11 protein-coding genes are annotated in these 13,402 nt (G+C 72.1%); 5 read left to right on the forward strand and 6 right to left on the reverse strand.

Features of this window, described 5'->3' with window-relative positions; translation table 11 throughout:
- Window positions 1-747: 747 nt before the first annotated feature.
- Entirely contained in the window at window positions 748-1,251 is a 504-nt protein-coding gene (locus ACFWYM_RS15150) for a Zn-ribbon domain-containing OB-fold protein (RefSeq protein ID WP_384835734.1), read from the reverse strand.
- A gap of 167 nt (window positions 1,252-1,418) precedes the next feature.
- On the opposite strand from ACFWYM_RS15150, the gene ACFWYM_RS15155 reads away from it, so the two are divergent.
- The 4 genes from ACFWYM_RS15155 (at window position 1,419) to ACFWYM_RS15170 (ending at window position 6,756) form a co-directional block, all read left to right on the forward strand.
- Window positions 1,419-2,597, forward strand: a complete 1,179-nt coding sequence (locus ACFWYM_RS15155; RefSeq protein ID WP_384835736.1) for a flavin-containing monooxygenase — start codon at window positions 1,419-1,421, stop codon at window positions 2,595-2,597.
- A gap of 196 nt (window positions 2,598-2,793) precedes the next feature.
- Window positions 2,794-5,019, forward strand: a complete 2,226-nt coding sequence (locus ACFWYM_RS15160; protein WP_384835739.1) for an acetate--CoA ligase family protein — start codon at window positions 2,794-2,796, stop codon at window positions 5,017-5,019.
- Window positions 5,020-5,134: 115 nt separating this feature from the next.
- Window positions 5,135-5,980: an enoyl-CoA hydratase/isomerase family protein gene (locus ACFWYM_RS15165; protein ID WP_384835742.1), complete on the forward strand. Its 846-nt coding sequence runs from the start codon at window positions 5,135-5,137 to the stop codon at window positions 5,978-5,980.
- A gap of 146 nt (window positions 5,981-6,126) precedes the next feature.
- Window positions 6,127-6,756 carry a flavin reductase family protein gene (locus ACFWYM_RS15170; RefSeq protein ID WP_384835745.1) on the forward strand — a complete coding sequence of 210 codons (630 nt, stop codon included), beginning with the start codon at window positions 6,127-6,129 and terminating at the stop codon, window positions 6,754-6,756.
- On the opposite strand, the gene ACFWYM_RS15175 is transcribed toward ACFWYM_RS15170, so the two are convergent.
- Complete coding sequence (locus tag ACFWYM_RS15175; protein ID WP_384836240.1) at window positions 6,743-8,056, reverse strand: MFS transporter; 1,314 nt, start codon at window positions 8,054-8,056, stop codon at window positions 6,743-6,745. The genes ACFWYM_RS15170 and ACFWYM_RS15175 overlap by 14 nt on opposite strands.
- A 159-nt stretch (window positions 8,057-8,215) precedes the next feature.
- Here ACFWYM_RS15175 and ACFWYM_RS15180 point away from each other — a divergent pair, with 159 nt between their 5' ends.
- Window positions 8,216-9,211 carry a GlxA family transcriptional regulator gene (locus ACFWYM_RS15180; protein ID WP_384835747.1) on the forward strand — a complete coding sequence of 332 codons (996 nt, stop codon included), beginning with the start codon at window positions 8,216-8,218 and terminating at the stop codon, window positions 9,209-9,211.
- Window positions 9,212-9,316: 105 nt separating this feature from the next.
- Here ACFWYM_RS15180 and ACFWYM_RS15185 read toward each other — a convergent pair whose 3' ends face one another.
- The 4 genes from ACFWYM_RS15185 to ACFWYM_RS15200 all read right to left on the reverse strand — a co-directional run bounded on the left by ACFWYM_RS15185 (window position 9,317) and on the right by ACFWYM_RS15200 (window position 13,395).
- Entirely contained in the window at window positions 9,317-9,757 is a 441-nt protein-coding gene (locus tag ACFWYM_RS15185; RefSeq protein WP_384835750.1) for a hypothetical protein, read from the reverse strand.
- 93 nt (window positions 9,758-9,850) lie between these two features.
- A complete protein-coding gene (locus ACFWYM_RS15190; protein ID WP_384835753.1) occupies window positions 9,851-11,056 on the reverse strand; it encodes an MFS transporter in 1,206 nt (401 codons plus the stop codon).
- Window positions 11,057-11,129: 73 nt separating this feature from the next.
- A complete protein-coding gene (locus ACFWYM_RS15195) occupies window positions 11,130-12,179 on the reverse strand; it encodes a Zn-dependent alcohol dehydrogenase (RefSeq protein WP_384835756.1) in 1,050 nt (349 codons plus the stop codon).
- 13 nt (window positions 12,180-12,192) lie between these two features.
- Window positions 12,193-13,395, reverse strand: coding sequence for an acyl-CoA dehydrogenase family protein (locus tag ACFWYM_RS15200; RefSeq protein WP_384835759.1), 1,203 nt, complete (start codon window positions 13,393-13,395; stop codon window positions 12,193-12,195).
- Between the last annotated feature and the right edge of the window lie 7 nt (window positions 13,396-13,402).

Consider the following 13,402-nt stretch of genomic DNA (forward strand, 5'->3'; position numbering starts at 1 on the left):
TCCCGGTGGCTTGGTGGGGGTTGGGTGGGGTGGTGTGGGGGGGGCGGGGGGTGGGGACGCGGCGGTATGTCCGTCCTCGAAAAGCCGGGGGCGCCGAACGAGTACACGAGTACTGGCCTGGGCGGCTCGCTGTACTGCGGGCGGACATACCGCCGCGTCCCCACCCCTTGCGCCGTCGCCCGTCTACAGCCCGTCCTACCTTGCGACACGTCCTCGCCTCCCCACCCCTCCCACCGGTCGCCCATCTACAGCCCCGTCCTACCTTGCGGCACTTCCCCGCCTCCCCACCCCTCCCACCGGTCGCCATCTACAGCCCCGTCCTACCTTGCGGCACTTCCTCGCCCCCCCACCCCTCGGCCGTCACGCGTCTACGGCCCGTCCCCGCTCCCGTCCACGCGTCCCCGCCCCCTCGCCACCGCACACCTACAACCCGCCCCCTCGCCACCGCGCACCTGCAACCCATCCCTGCTTCCCGCCCGTCCCCGCCTCCCCTCCCGCCTTTCCCCTGCCTCCCCCTCCCGCCCCGCCTACCCTCACGTCCCCTCCCGCCTTCCCTCCCCCCACACACAGCGCCCCTTCAGCCTCACCTCAAGGGGCCCCTTTCAGCCCGTCCGGCGTTTGAGGACGAGGCCGTCCAGGCCGATCAGGGGGTCTAGGGGCAAAGCCCCAGGAAGGCCGCCCCAGGGGCGACGCAGTCGCCGTATCGGGAAGGGGCGGGATTGGGGAAAAGGCCCCCGGCAGGGCCCCCTACGCAGGAGCGAACACCGGCACCGCAACCCCCTCCACCAGTTCCCGAAACCGCACCACAAGCCCCATCCCGACCCTCAACTCCCCCTCCCCACACCCCACAACCTCCGTCATCATCCGCGGCCCCTCCTCAAGGTCGACAACAGCCGCCACATACGGCGTCCGCCCCCCAAAGGGCGGCAGGTCATTCCGGTGCACCACGGACCACGTGTACAGCGACGCCCGCCCACTCGCCCGCTCCCAACTCCCCTCCCCACTCCAGCAGTAGGGACAGAACTCCCGGGGATAGTGATGAGCCCGGCCGCAGCCCTCAGCCCCACACCGCCGCACCAGCAACCGCCCCTCGGCAGCGGCATCCCAGTACGGCTGAGTGAAGGCATCGGGCTCGGGGAGATCAAAACGCGGAGCCGCAGGAGTCGCAGAAGCCGCAGGAGTCGCCGGAGTCGCCGGGGTCGCCGGGGTCGCAGAAGTCACAGCACGTCCGATCACGCATCGAGGGTCCATATCTGACGGTACGTCAGTTCAACGCACCGGCCACAGGGAGCGCAAGAGCCCGCCCCGCAAGAGCCCGCCCCCAGGACCTCCCCCCCTCCCGCACTCGTGATCAATTCGCAACCGGTTCGGGTCTTGACCGTCCCCCATCAACCCGCAGGGTGGCTACTCTCCCGTCCATGGCCGACTCCGCTCCCCCACGACCGCTCCAAGAGGACCGCCCCGTCTACGTGATCGGCGGCGGCCCCGGCGGCCTCTCCGCCGCGGCCGCGCTCCGCGCGCGGGGCGTGCGGGCCGTCGTCCTGGAGAAGTCGGACCGCGTCGCCGCCTCCTGGCACGGCCACTACGACCGGCTCCGGCTGCACACCACGCGGCGCCTCTCCGCCCTCCCCGGCCTCGCGATACCCCGCTCCTTCGGACGCTGGGTCGCCCGGGACAACGTCATCCGCTATCTGGAGAAGTACGCGGAGTTCCACGAACTGGAGATCGTGACGGGCGTGGAGGTCACGCGACTTGAGCGGAGCACGGACGGCAGCGGCAGCGGCGGCAGCAGCGGCTGGCTCCTCCATGCCACCGGCGGACGCGAACTCACCGGCCGCGCCGTCGTGATCGCCACCGGCTACAACCACACCCCCCACCTCCCGTCCTGGCCCGGCCGCGACACCTACACCGGCGAGCTGCGCCACGCCGCCGACTACCGCAACCCCACCCCGTACGCGGGCAAGGACGTCCTCGTCGTCGGCGTCGGCAACACCGGCGCCGAGATCGCCGTCGACCTCATCGAGGGCGGCGCCGCCCGGGTGCGGCTCGCGGTGCGCACGGTGCCGCACATCGTGCGCCGGTCCACCCTCGGCTGGCCCGCGCAGCTCTCCGGCATCCTGTGCCGCAGGCTGCCCGTGTCCGTGGTCGACCGGCTCTCGGTCCCGCTCGCCAGGATGAGCGTGCCCGACCTGTCCGCGAAGGGGCTGCCGCGGCCGGACACCGGCCTGTACTCGCGGGCCAATGAAGGTGCCATCCCGGTGCAGGACGTCGGTCTCCTCGACGCCGTGCGCACGGGCCGCGTCGAACCCGTCGCCGCCGTCGACTCCTTCGAGGACGGCAAGGTAGCCCTCGCGGACGGCTCGCGGATCGAACCGGACGCCGTCATCGCCGCGACCGGGTACCGCCGGGGCCTGGAGGACCTGGTCGGCGGGCTCGGCGTCCTGGACGGGCGCGGGCTGCCCGTCGTCCACGGGGCCCGCACCTCCGCCGCCGCCCCCGGCCTCCACTTCACCGGCTTCTCCAATCCCATCAGCGGCATGTTCCGCGAACTCGGTCTGGACGCCGCGAAGATCGCCAAGGCCCTGTCGAAGGGCTGATGTCGCAATCGCGGTCTTGGCGGGCATCTGATCCTGCTGTTCTCTGGTGTGGCGGGTGCGCCTCGGCGTACCCGCCACACGTCGTCACCGCGTCCGCCCCGACTCTTTGCATGCAGCCCCATTCCTGACGCAGCGTCAGTTCAGTAATCTGACTGTGCGTCAGTTAAGTTGCTGTCACACAGGAGCGGGCGGACCGATGCTTGGATCGACTCACGGCACCTTCACCACCGACCCCCGCCGCGCGCGTGTTGTGGCCTGCGGCGAGACCCCTGCACCCGCCGTCCACGGGCACGCCTCGGGCCCGGACGAACTCGACGTCAGCGGGCGGCCGTTGCACGCCGAGGTGCCCGATCTGGACCGCTTCTTCCGGCCCGAGTCCGTCGCCGTCATCGGCGCGTCGGACGCCGAGGGGCGGCCCAACACCGGGATCACCCGGCAGCTCATCGCCTGGGCCGAGCGCGTCGGCGCCCGGCTGCACCCCGTGCACCCCACCCGTCAGTCCGTCTTCGGTCTGCCCTGCTTCCCCTCTGTCGGTGACCTGCCCGAGCAGGTCGATCTGGCCGTTCTGCTGGTCGGGGATCCCCTTCCCGTGATCGAGGAACTCGCCGAGGAGAAGGTGAAGTTCGCCGTCGCCTTCGCCTCCGGCTTCGCCGAGACCGGGGCCGAGGGCGCCGTCGCCCAGGCCCGGCTCGCCGCCGCCGTCGAGCGCTCCGGGCTGCGGCTGCTCGGGCCCAACACCAACCTCAACGCCTTCGAGCGGTTCCGTGATGACCTGGAAGGGCCCGCCATCGCCCTCATCACGCAGTCCGGACACCAGGGACGTCCCGTCTTCACCATGCAGGAGCTCGGCGTGCGCCTCTCCCACTGGGCGCCCACCGGCAACGAGGCCGACCTGGAGACCTCCGACTTCATCTCCTACTTCGCCGAGCAGCCCGAGGTCGGTGCCATCGCCTGTTATGTGGAGGGGTTGAAGGACGGGCGGTCCTTCCTGCTCGCTGCCGACCGGGCCGCCCGGCGCGGCGTGCCCGTCGTCGCCGTGAAGGTGGGGCGCACCGAGACCGGGGCCCGCATGGCCGCCTCACACACCGGAAAGCTGACCGGCGCCGACGCGGTGGTGGACGCGGCGATGCGGCAGTTCGGTGTGATCCGTGTCGACGGGCTCGATGAACTCCAGGACACCTCCGCCCTGTTGGCGCGGGCGCGCACACCGCAGGCCGACGGCGTCGTCGTGTATTCGATCTCCGGTGGGACCGGTGCGCACTTCTCCGACCTGGCGAGCGAGTCGGGTCTTTCGCTGCCCACGCTCTCCGACGCCAAGCAGGCCGAGCTGCACCAGTGGATACCGGAGTATCTGAACGTCGCCAACCCCGTCGACAACGGCGGGCACCCCGTGGGCGACTGGCGCGGGCGGAAGATCATCGACGCGATCCTGGACGACCCTGAGGTGGGCGTGCTCATCTGTCCCATCACGGGGCCCTTTCCGCCCATGAGCGACAAGCTCGCGCAGGACCTGGTGGACGCGGCGGAACAGACGGACAAGCTGGTGTGCGTGGTGTGGGGCTCGCCGGTCGGCACCGAGGACGCCTACCGCTCCACACTGCTCGGCTCCTCGCGCGTCGCGACCTTCCGCACCTTCGCCAACTGCATCACGGCGGTGCGCGCCTATCTCGACCACCACCGCTTCACGAGCGGCTACCGCTCCCCCTTCGACGAGGCGCCCCGCTCCCCCTCGCCGTCCTTCCGCAAGGCGCAGGCGCTGCTGCGCCCGGGCCGCCAGCTGAGCGAGCACGCGGCGAAACAGCTCCTGCGCGCGTACGGAATCAGGGTGCCGCGGGAGCAGTTGGTGACCAGCGCCGCGGCGGCCGTGCGGGCGGCGGGCCTGGTGGGCTACCCCGTCGTGATGAAGGCGTCCGGGGCGCAGCTCGCGCACAAGACCGAGCTGGGGCTCGTGAAGATCGGGCTCACCTCGGCCAGCCAGGTGCGGGACGCCTATCGGGAGCTCACCGACATCGCCCGCTACGAGGGGATTCCGCTGGACGGCGTCCTCGTCTGCCAGATGGTGGAGAAGGGTGTCGAGATGGTCGTCGGCGTCACCCAGGACGAGCTCTTCGGGCCCACCGTGACGGTCGGGCTCGGCGGCGTACTCGTGGAGGTCCTGCGGGACGCGGCCGTGCGGGTGCCGCCCTTCGGGGAGGACCAGGCGAAGGCGATGCTGCGCGAGCTGCGCGGCCGGGCCCTGCTCGACGGGGTGCGCGGGGCGCCGCCGGCCGATGTCGAGGCGCTCGTCGAGGTCGTGCTGCGGGTGCAGCGGATGGCCCTCGAACTCGGGGACGAGATCAGCGAGTTGGACATCAACCCGCTGATGGTGCTGCCGCGCGGCCAGGGCGCCGTCGCGCTCGACGCGCTCGCCATCTGCCGGTAGCCGTCGCCTCACCCGGTCTCGTACACACCGGACCGCCCAGCCTCGCACGCACCGGTCCGCCCGGCCTCGCACCCCCAGCCGCACCCGCTCTCGTACGAAACGGAGCCACTCCCCCATGACGACCTCCCCCGAAGCACCAAAGGACCGCACGAACCCCCCTGAGGGTTCCGCTGAATCATTGGTACAGCACGCCACTGACAACGGCGTCTCGTGGATCACGCTGAACCGACCCGAGGCCATGAACGCCCTCACCTGGGACCAGCGCGAACGCATCATGGCGCTGCTCGCCGACGCCTCCGCCGACCCCGGCGTGCGCGCCGTCGTGATCACCGCGACCGGCAAGGGCTTCTGCGCGGGGGCCGATCTGCGCGGCACCCCGGACACCGGCGGTGAGCGCGTGCCCGGCGACGTCGCCCGCACCATCAAGCGCGGCGCCCAGCGCTTCATCGCGTCGATCCTGGACTGCGAGAAGCCGGTGATCGCCGCCGTCAACGGCACGGCCGCCGGGATCGGCGCGCACCTCGCGTTCGCCTGCGATCTCGTCATCGCCGCCGAACAGGCCAAGTTCATCGAGGTGTTCGTGCGCCGTGGGCTCGTGCCGGACGGGGGCGGGGCCTATCTGCTGCCCCGGCTCGTCGGGCCGCAGCGCGCCAAGGAGCTGATGTTCTTCGGGGACTCCCTGCCCGCGGTGGACGCCGAGCGGCTCGGGCTCGTCAACCGCGTCGTACCGGCCGAGGAGTTGGAGAAGACCGCGCGGGAGTGGGCGGAGCGGCTCGCGGCCGGGCCGACGCGAGCCATCGCGATGACCAAGCAGCTGGTCAACGCCTCGCTCGACGGGGACCGGGCCGCGGCCTTCGCGGCGGAGGCGGCGGCCCAGGAGATCAACATGACGACGGCGGACGCGCAGGAGGGCGTGGCGAGCTTCGTGGAGCGCAGGTCACCCTCGTACAAGGGGCGTTGACTGGCCGGCAGCGGGCGCAGCTGCCATGAACAGCGGGCACCGGGCAGCGGGCAGCAGGCAGCTGTTACGAGCGGCGGGCAAAGGGGTTCTCAAGGCTCGGCCGAGAGGCCGTCCGGCCCTTCCAATCTGACGAACCGTCAGCTTCAATGGCTCCTGTGATGGGACACGCAGGGATGGCGGCCACCGTCGTCCGATACCTCAGGTCGGTCGGGGCCCCCACAGCGGCCGCTCCGGTGGAAGCTCTGCCGCGCCCGGAGCTGCGCGCGGTCCGCGACGACGAGCGGGCGCCGCTCGACCCGGGCGAATTCCGGCGCGTGCTGGGCAACTTCGCGACCGGCGTCACCGTCATCACGGCGCCCGCGACGGACGGCGCGCAGGGGCCCGCGGGCTTCGCCTGCCAGTCCTTCGCCTCGCTCTCGCTCGACCCGCCGCTGGTCTCCTTCATGGTCGCGCGCACGTCGACGACCTGGCCGCGGATCGCGCGCGCCGGCGTCTTCTGCGTGAACGTCCTCGGGGACGGCCAGGGCGAGCTGTGCCGGGGCTTCGCGGTCAGCGGCGCGGACAAGTTCGCCGGGGTCGAGCACAGCCCGTCCCCGGTCTCCGGCTCGCCGCGGCTCACCGGCGCCCCGGCGTGGATCGACTGCACGATCCACGCCGTGCACACCGGCGGCGACCATCTGATCGTGGTCGGCCGCGTGGACGCGCTCGGCGCCGAGGAGAGCGGCTCACCGCTGCTGTTCCACAAGGGAAAGTTCGGGCGGTTCACGCAGGGTTGAGAGTGCCCTCCGGCGTGCGGCGCCGGATGACCAGGGCCATCAGCGCCGCCGCCGCGCACAGCGCCCCCGAGGCGATCCAGACCACGTCGTACGAGCCGAAGGCGTCGCGCGCCACGCCGCCGAGGAAGGCGACGACGGCCGCGCCCACCTGGTGCGAGGCGAGCACCCAGCCGAAGACGATGGCGCTGTCGTCGCCGTACTGCTCGCGGCACAGGGCGAGGGTCGGCGGGACCGTGGCGACCCAGTCGAGGCCGTAGAAGACGATGAAGAAGATCATCGGCGGGTGGACGGTGGGCGCGAGCAGCAGCGGCAGGAAGAGCAGCGAGATGCCGCGCAGCGCGTAGTAGACGGCGAGCAGCCTGCGCGCGTCGAAGCGGTCGGTGAACCAGCCGGAGGCGATCGTGCCGATGACGTCGAAGACGCCGATGACGGCAAGGAGGGACGCGGCCGCGGTGACCGGCATGTGGTGGTCGTGGGCGGCGGGCACGAAGTGGGTCTGCACGAGGCCGTTGGTGGAGGCGCCGCAGATCGCGAAGGTTCCGGCCAGGAGCCAGAAGGGGCCGGTGCGGGCCGCCTTGACGAGGACCGTGACGGCGCGGCGCGCGGCGCCGGTGACGGGCGGCGGCTTCGGCACGAACTCCTGCGCTCCGTAGGGCTTCAGGCCCACGTCCGCGGGATGGTCGCGCAGCAGGAGCCATACGAAGGGGACGACCGCGAACGCGGCGAGCGCGACGGTCACGGCGGCGGGCCGCCACTCGTACCTGTCGACGATCCAGGAGAGCAGCGGCAGAAAGATCAGCTGGCCGGAGGCGGACGCGGCGGTGAGGATGCCGGTGACGAGGCCGCGCCGCTCGGTGAACCAGCGGTTGGTGACGGTCGCGGCGAAGGCGAGCGCCATCGAGCCGGAGCCGAGGCCGACCAGCAGGCCCCAGTAGAGCAGCAGTTGCCAGACGGCCGACATCCATACGGTCAGGAGCGAGCCGAGGCCGATCACCGTGAGGGCGATCGCGACGACCCTGCGGATGCCGAACCGGTCCATGAGCGCGGCGGCGAACGGGGCGGTGAGCCCGTACAGCGCGAGGTTGATGGAGACCGCGAGCCCGACCGTGCCGCGCGACCAGTGGAACTCCTGGTGCAGCGGGTCGATGAGCAGGCCCGGGAGCGAGCGGAAGGCCGCGGCGCCGATGATCGTCACGAAGGTGACGGCGGCGACGAACCAGGCGCGGTGCACGCGCCGGGAATGGCGCCCCGCGCGCGGGAGGGCGTCTTTCCGCTCCCTCTCCTGGCCCTCGACACCCATTGCGGGCTCGCGGTCCTTCTCCTGGTCCTCGGCACCCGCTGCGGGCTCGCGGTCCTTGATCTCTGTGGGCTCGGGTGTCTGGGTCACGACACACAGGATCCGGCCAGGGGCCGGGGCCCATCGAGTGGCCCGAGGGACAGTGTTCGCTAGGATCAGGCCATGCCCTCCGCCGCAGCACCGCCCCGCCGACACCGCGTCGCCGTCCTCGCCCTGGACGGCGTCATCCCCTTTGAACTGGGCATTCCCCAAAGGATCTTCGGCCGCGCCCGGGACTCCGCAGGGCAGCGCCTCTACGAGGTGGTGACCTGCTCGATCCGGCCACCCGGCCCGGTCCGCACGGACGCCGACTTCTCGATCCTCGTCGAGCACGGGCCGGATGCCCTGGCCACCGCGGACACCGTGATCGTTCCGGCCTCGTACGAGCTGGGCCCGGTCTACGAAGAGGGCCGCCTGACGCCTGAAATCGCCGCTGCCCTGGCCCTGATCAGGCCGGGCACCCGGCTGGTCTCCATCTGCACCGGCGGCTACGTCCTGGCCGCCGCGGGCTATCTGGACGGCCGCCCCGCGACCACGCACTGGCACTCCGCCGAGCACTTCCAGCGGCTCTTCCCGAACGTCCGGGTCGACGCGGACGTCCTGTTCATCGACGACGGCGACGTGCTGACCTCGGCGGGCGTGGCCTCCGGGGTGGACCTGTGCCTGCATGTCGTACGCCGGGACCACGGCACCGCCGTCGCCAACGAGGTGGCCCGGGTGACCGTCGTGCCGCCGCACCGCGACGGCGGCCAGGCCCAGTACATCCAGCGGCCGGTGCCGGAGCCGCAGTTGGCCACCACGACGTCCGCGCGCGCGTGGGCGCTCGGCCGCCTCCACGAGCCGATCCAGCTGCGGGACATGGCCGAGCAGGAGTCCATGTCGGTGCGCACCTTCACGCGTCGCTTCCGCGAGGAGGTCGGCATCAGCCCCGGCCAGTGGCTCACCCAGCAGCGCGTGGAGCGGGCCCGGCACCTGCTGGAGTCCAGCGCCCTGTCGGTCGACCAGGTGGCGCGGGACGCGGGCTTCGGGACGGCCCAGTCGATGCGGCAGCACCTGCAGGCGGCGCTGGGGGTCACGCCGACCGCCTATCGGAGGACGTTCCGCTCCGTCGGTGCCTGAGGAACGAGGGATGGGGATGGGAGATGAGGGAGGGGGGGATGGGGGGATGGGGGATGGACATAGGCGGGTTCCCGGCCATGGAGAACCCGCCTATGCGAAAAGCCACTACCTAGCCGTGTACCACTTCACGGCCTGCGTACGCTTCGGCCAGAAGTAGTCGCCCTCGTCAGGAATTCCGATCGAGGCGGTGCCTGCATTCAGCGCCCTGTACTTGTATCCCTTGTGGACTTTCAGCTTGACCTTCGGGGACTTGCAGACCTTCTTGTTGTGGCAGCCGCCCAGGCCCTTGTCCGGCGAGACGTCCTTGAACTTGCCGTTCTTATAGGCGGAAAGGCCGGCCTCCGGACGCTGGACACTCCGCCTCTTGCTGCACTTCTGCCAGCCCTGGGCATACACCTTGCCGTGGCTGCGCCAGACCTTCACGTAGTTCCGGCAGCCGTGATACGACTTCCCGTGCCCCGTGGCCGCCTGTGCCCCGCCGCTTCCCGCGAATACGCAGGCGAGCGCGACCGATCCGACGCCAAGGCCCCGCAGAATTCTCTTCACTTATTCCTCCCGTGTCGTGGTGCCGCCGGAGACGTTAGGGCAACTCGGCCCGGGCAAGGCGGAGTTCACGGGAGTTGACGAAGATTTGAAGTTTCAACTTGCACTTTTGTGCAATACGCGATCCCCATAAGGGGCGCATTTGGGGACCGGTCGCACTTCCGCCACCGCCCCCACCACCGTCAGGACAAGGGCGAGACCGACCCCCGCGAGAATCGCCGTCGAGGGCGCGACCGCATTCAGCAGGGCGCCCGCGAGGGAGCCGCTCGCGGCGTAACCCGCGCCCACCGCCGCGTACATCACCGAGTAGCCCGCGGCGAGGGCGCTGGGCGGGAGGATCTCGCGGAGCATCAGGTTGCGCGTGAGCATCGCCCCGGCCTGGAAGAAGCCGGCGACAGCGAGCACGGCCGCCATCACGGCCGCCGAGGGGAGCACCGACACCAGGGCCACGCAGCCGGAGACCGTGAGCATCATGACCAGGCTCTGGGTGCGCAGGCGGCCCGGCCAGGCGCGCAGCCCGTACACGAACGAGCCGACCCCGGAGCCGATCGCGAGCCCGGCGAGCAGCGGGCCCGCCCAGCCCACCTCGATGCCGCGCTGCTCCAGGAGCGCGGGCAGGACCAGCTCGGCGAGGGCCAGCATGGAGAGGCTGGCCGCGCCCGTCACGAACACCGGCCAGGCGCGCAGCAGCAGCCGCACCATGGACTCGCCGCCCCGGTCCGCCGCGTCGGCCGTCCACCCCGCGGGCAGCAGCCACAGGCCCGCCACCGAGGCGCCCATCAGGGCGGCGGCGAGCAGCAGCGGGAGGTTCGGCGCGGCACCGAGCGCCAGTCCGGTCGCGGCGGCCGGTGCGACGGCCCAGATCGCGAAGGTCAGCATCGACTCCGTGGACAGCGCCTGGGCGACCGACCGGTCCGGCACGACGCTGGTCAGCAGGGCCCGCAGGGCGCCCGGCGCGGCGGCGGGAGCGGCGCCCGCGCCGAAGGCGAGCGCCGCGAGGGCCACCGGGTGCGCATGCGGCAGGGCGCCGAGCGCCCCGAAGCAGAGCGCCCCGAGGGCGAGGCCCACGGCGAGCGGCCGCCGGGCCCGCTCGGCGCGCATGCGCAGGCCGAGCAGCGGGGCGCCGACGATCTCGCCGATCACATAGGCCGCGGCGAGCATCGCGCCCAGGCTGTAGCCGCCGGGGCGCTCGCGGACGAGGAAGACGAGGGCGAGCGGCGCCATCGCGACCGGCATCCGCGCGCCCACGGACACGGCGGCCCAGACGAGCACGGGTTTGGAGGCGACGTCGCGGTAGCTCATGGAACGACGTTAGGCGAGCCCACTGACAGGGCCCCACCGGTTTTCCACAGGCGCGCCGCCCGCCATCGACGCGTCAGAACGTCAGGACGCCCCGCGCCACCTTCCCCGCGTGCAGGTCGTCGACGGCCGCCCCGAACTCCTCCACCGCGTATGTCTTCGTGACCAGCTCGTCCAGGAGCAGCCGCCCCTCCTGGTAGAGCCGCGCGTACAGCGCGAAGTCATGCTGAGGGCGCGAACTCCCGTACCGGCAACCGAGGATGGACTTGTCGAGGAACAGCTCGGCGGGCACGAAGCTCGCCTCCGCCTTCGGGGGCGTCATGCCGAGCAGGATCGCCTGGCCGTGCCGGTCGAGGAGGTCGACGGCCTGCCGGATCAGCTCGGTGCGGCCCACGCACTCGAAGGCGTGGTCGGCGCCCGTCGGCAGGATCTCCCGTACGCCCTCGGTGGAGGCGAGGAAGTGCGTGGCGCCGAACTGGCGGGCGGCCGCCTCCTTGTCGGGGTTGGCGTCGACGGCGACGACCGTCGAGGCCCCGGCGATCCGGGCGCCCTGGAGGACGTTGAGGCCGATGCCGCCGGTGCCGATGACGACCACGGAGTCGCCGCGGCCCACCCGCGCGCGGTTGAGCGCGGCGCCCACGCCCGTGACGACGCCGCAGCCGATGAGCGCGGCGGACGTCAGCGGGATGTCCGGGGAGATCTTCACCGCCTGCACGGCCTTCACCACCGTCCGCTCCGCGAACGCCGAGTTCGCCGCGAACTGGTAGACCGGCTTGCCGCCTCGCGTGAACGGCTGGTCGGGCATGCCGATGGCCTTGCGGCACATGGTCGGGCTGCCCTTGCTGCACTCCGCGCACGCCCCGCAGTTGGCGATCGTGGACAGCGCCACATGGTCCCCTGCCGCCACATGCGTCACCCCGGAGCCGACGGCCTCCACGACCCCGGCGCCCTCGTGCCCGAGCACCACGGGCGGCGGGAACGGAATCGTCCCGTCGATCACCGAGAGGTCGCTGTGGCAGAGCCCGGCCGCCGCGACGGCGACGAGGACCTCGCCGGGACCCGGGTCCCGTATCTCCAGGTCGTCGACGACCTCCGCCTGCTTCCCGTCGAACACCACGCCCCTCATGCGCAGCCACCCCTCATCTCGGCTCCCTCGGTAGGCCGAGCACCCGCTCGGCGATGATGTTCCGCTGAATCTCGTCCGAGCCGCCGTAGATCGTGTCGGCCCGGGTGAACAGGAAGAGCCGTTGCAGGGCGTCGAGTTCGTACGGGGCCTCGGGCGACCAGTCGACCGGGCCGACCGTCGCGCCCGCCCCCCGTACCGCCATCGCCAGCTCCCCCAGGCGCTGGTGCCAGCCGCCCCACAGCAGCTTGGCGACGCTCGGCGCGCCCCCGTCACCGGCACCCGAACCACCCAGCGTACGAAGGGCGTTCCAGCGCATCACGCGCAGCTCGGCCCACTGCCGCACCAGCCGGTCGCGCAGCACCGGGTCGTCCGCCGCACCCGAGGCGACGGCCTCCCGCACGACGCCCGCCAGCTCCTCGGCGAAGCCGATCTGCTGCACGAGCGTGGACACGCCCCGCTCGAAGCCGAGCAGCCCCATCGCCACGCGCCAGCCGTTGCCCTCACCCCCGACGACATGCGCCACGCGCGCGTGTGCACCGTCGAAGAAGACCTCGTTGAACTCGCTCGTGCCCGTCAACTGCCGGATGGGGCGCACCTCGATACGGCCCGGCTGGTCCATCGGCACCAGCAGGAAGGACAGCCCCTTGTGGCCGCGTGAGCCCGCCTCGGTGCGGGCGAGCACGAAGCACCAGTCCGCCTCGTGCGCGAGCGACGTCCACACCTTCTGGCCGCTGATCCGGTACGTGTCCCCGTCCCGCACCGCCGCCGTGCGCAGCCCCGCGAGGTCGGAGCCGGCGCCGGGCTCGCTGTAGCCCTGGCACCACAGGGCGTCCCCGCGCGCGATGGGCGGCAGGAACTCGGCCTTCTGCTCCTCGCTGCCGTGCGCGAGCAGGGTGGGCGCCAGGAGGTTCTCGCCGATGTGGCCGTAACGGCCCGGTGCCCGCACGCGCGCGTACTCCTCGGCCCAGACGACCTGCTGGGTGAGCGTGGCCCGCCGGTTGCCGTAGGCGCCCTCGGGGGCGTCCCAGCCGATGCCGATCCAGCCGCCGCGCCCCAACTCCCGCTCCCAGGCGCGCCGTCCGGCCCCGCCCTCGTGTTCGCTGCCGGGGCCGCCGCGCCCACGCACGGCGGCGAACTCGTCCGTCAGGTGCTCTGCGAGCCAGGCACGCGCGCGCGTGCGGAACGCCTCGTCCTCGGCTCCGAAGCTGAACTCCACGGCCGGG

It is taken from the genome of Streptomyces sp. NPDC059009, from assembly GCF_042740175.1.
In the GTDB taxonomy this organism is placed as follows: Bacteria; Actinomycetota; Actinomycetes; order Streptomycetales; family Streptomycetaceae; genus Streptomyces.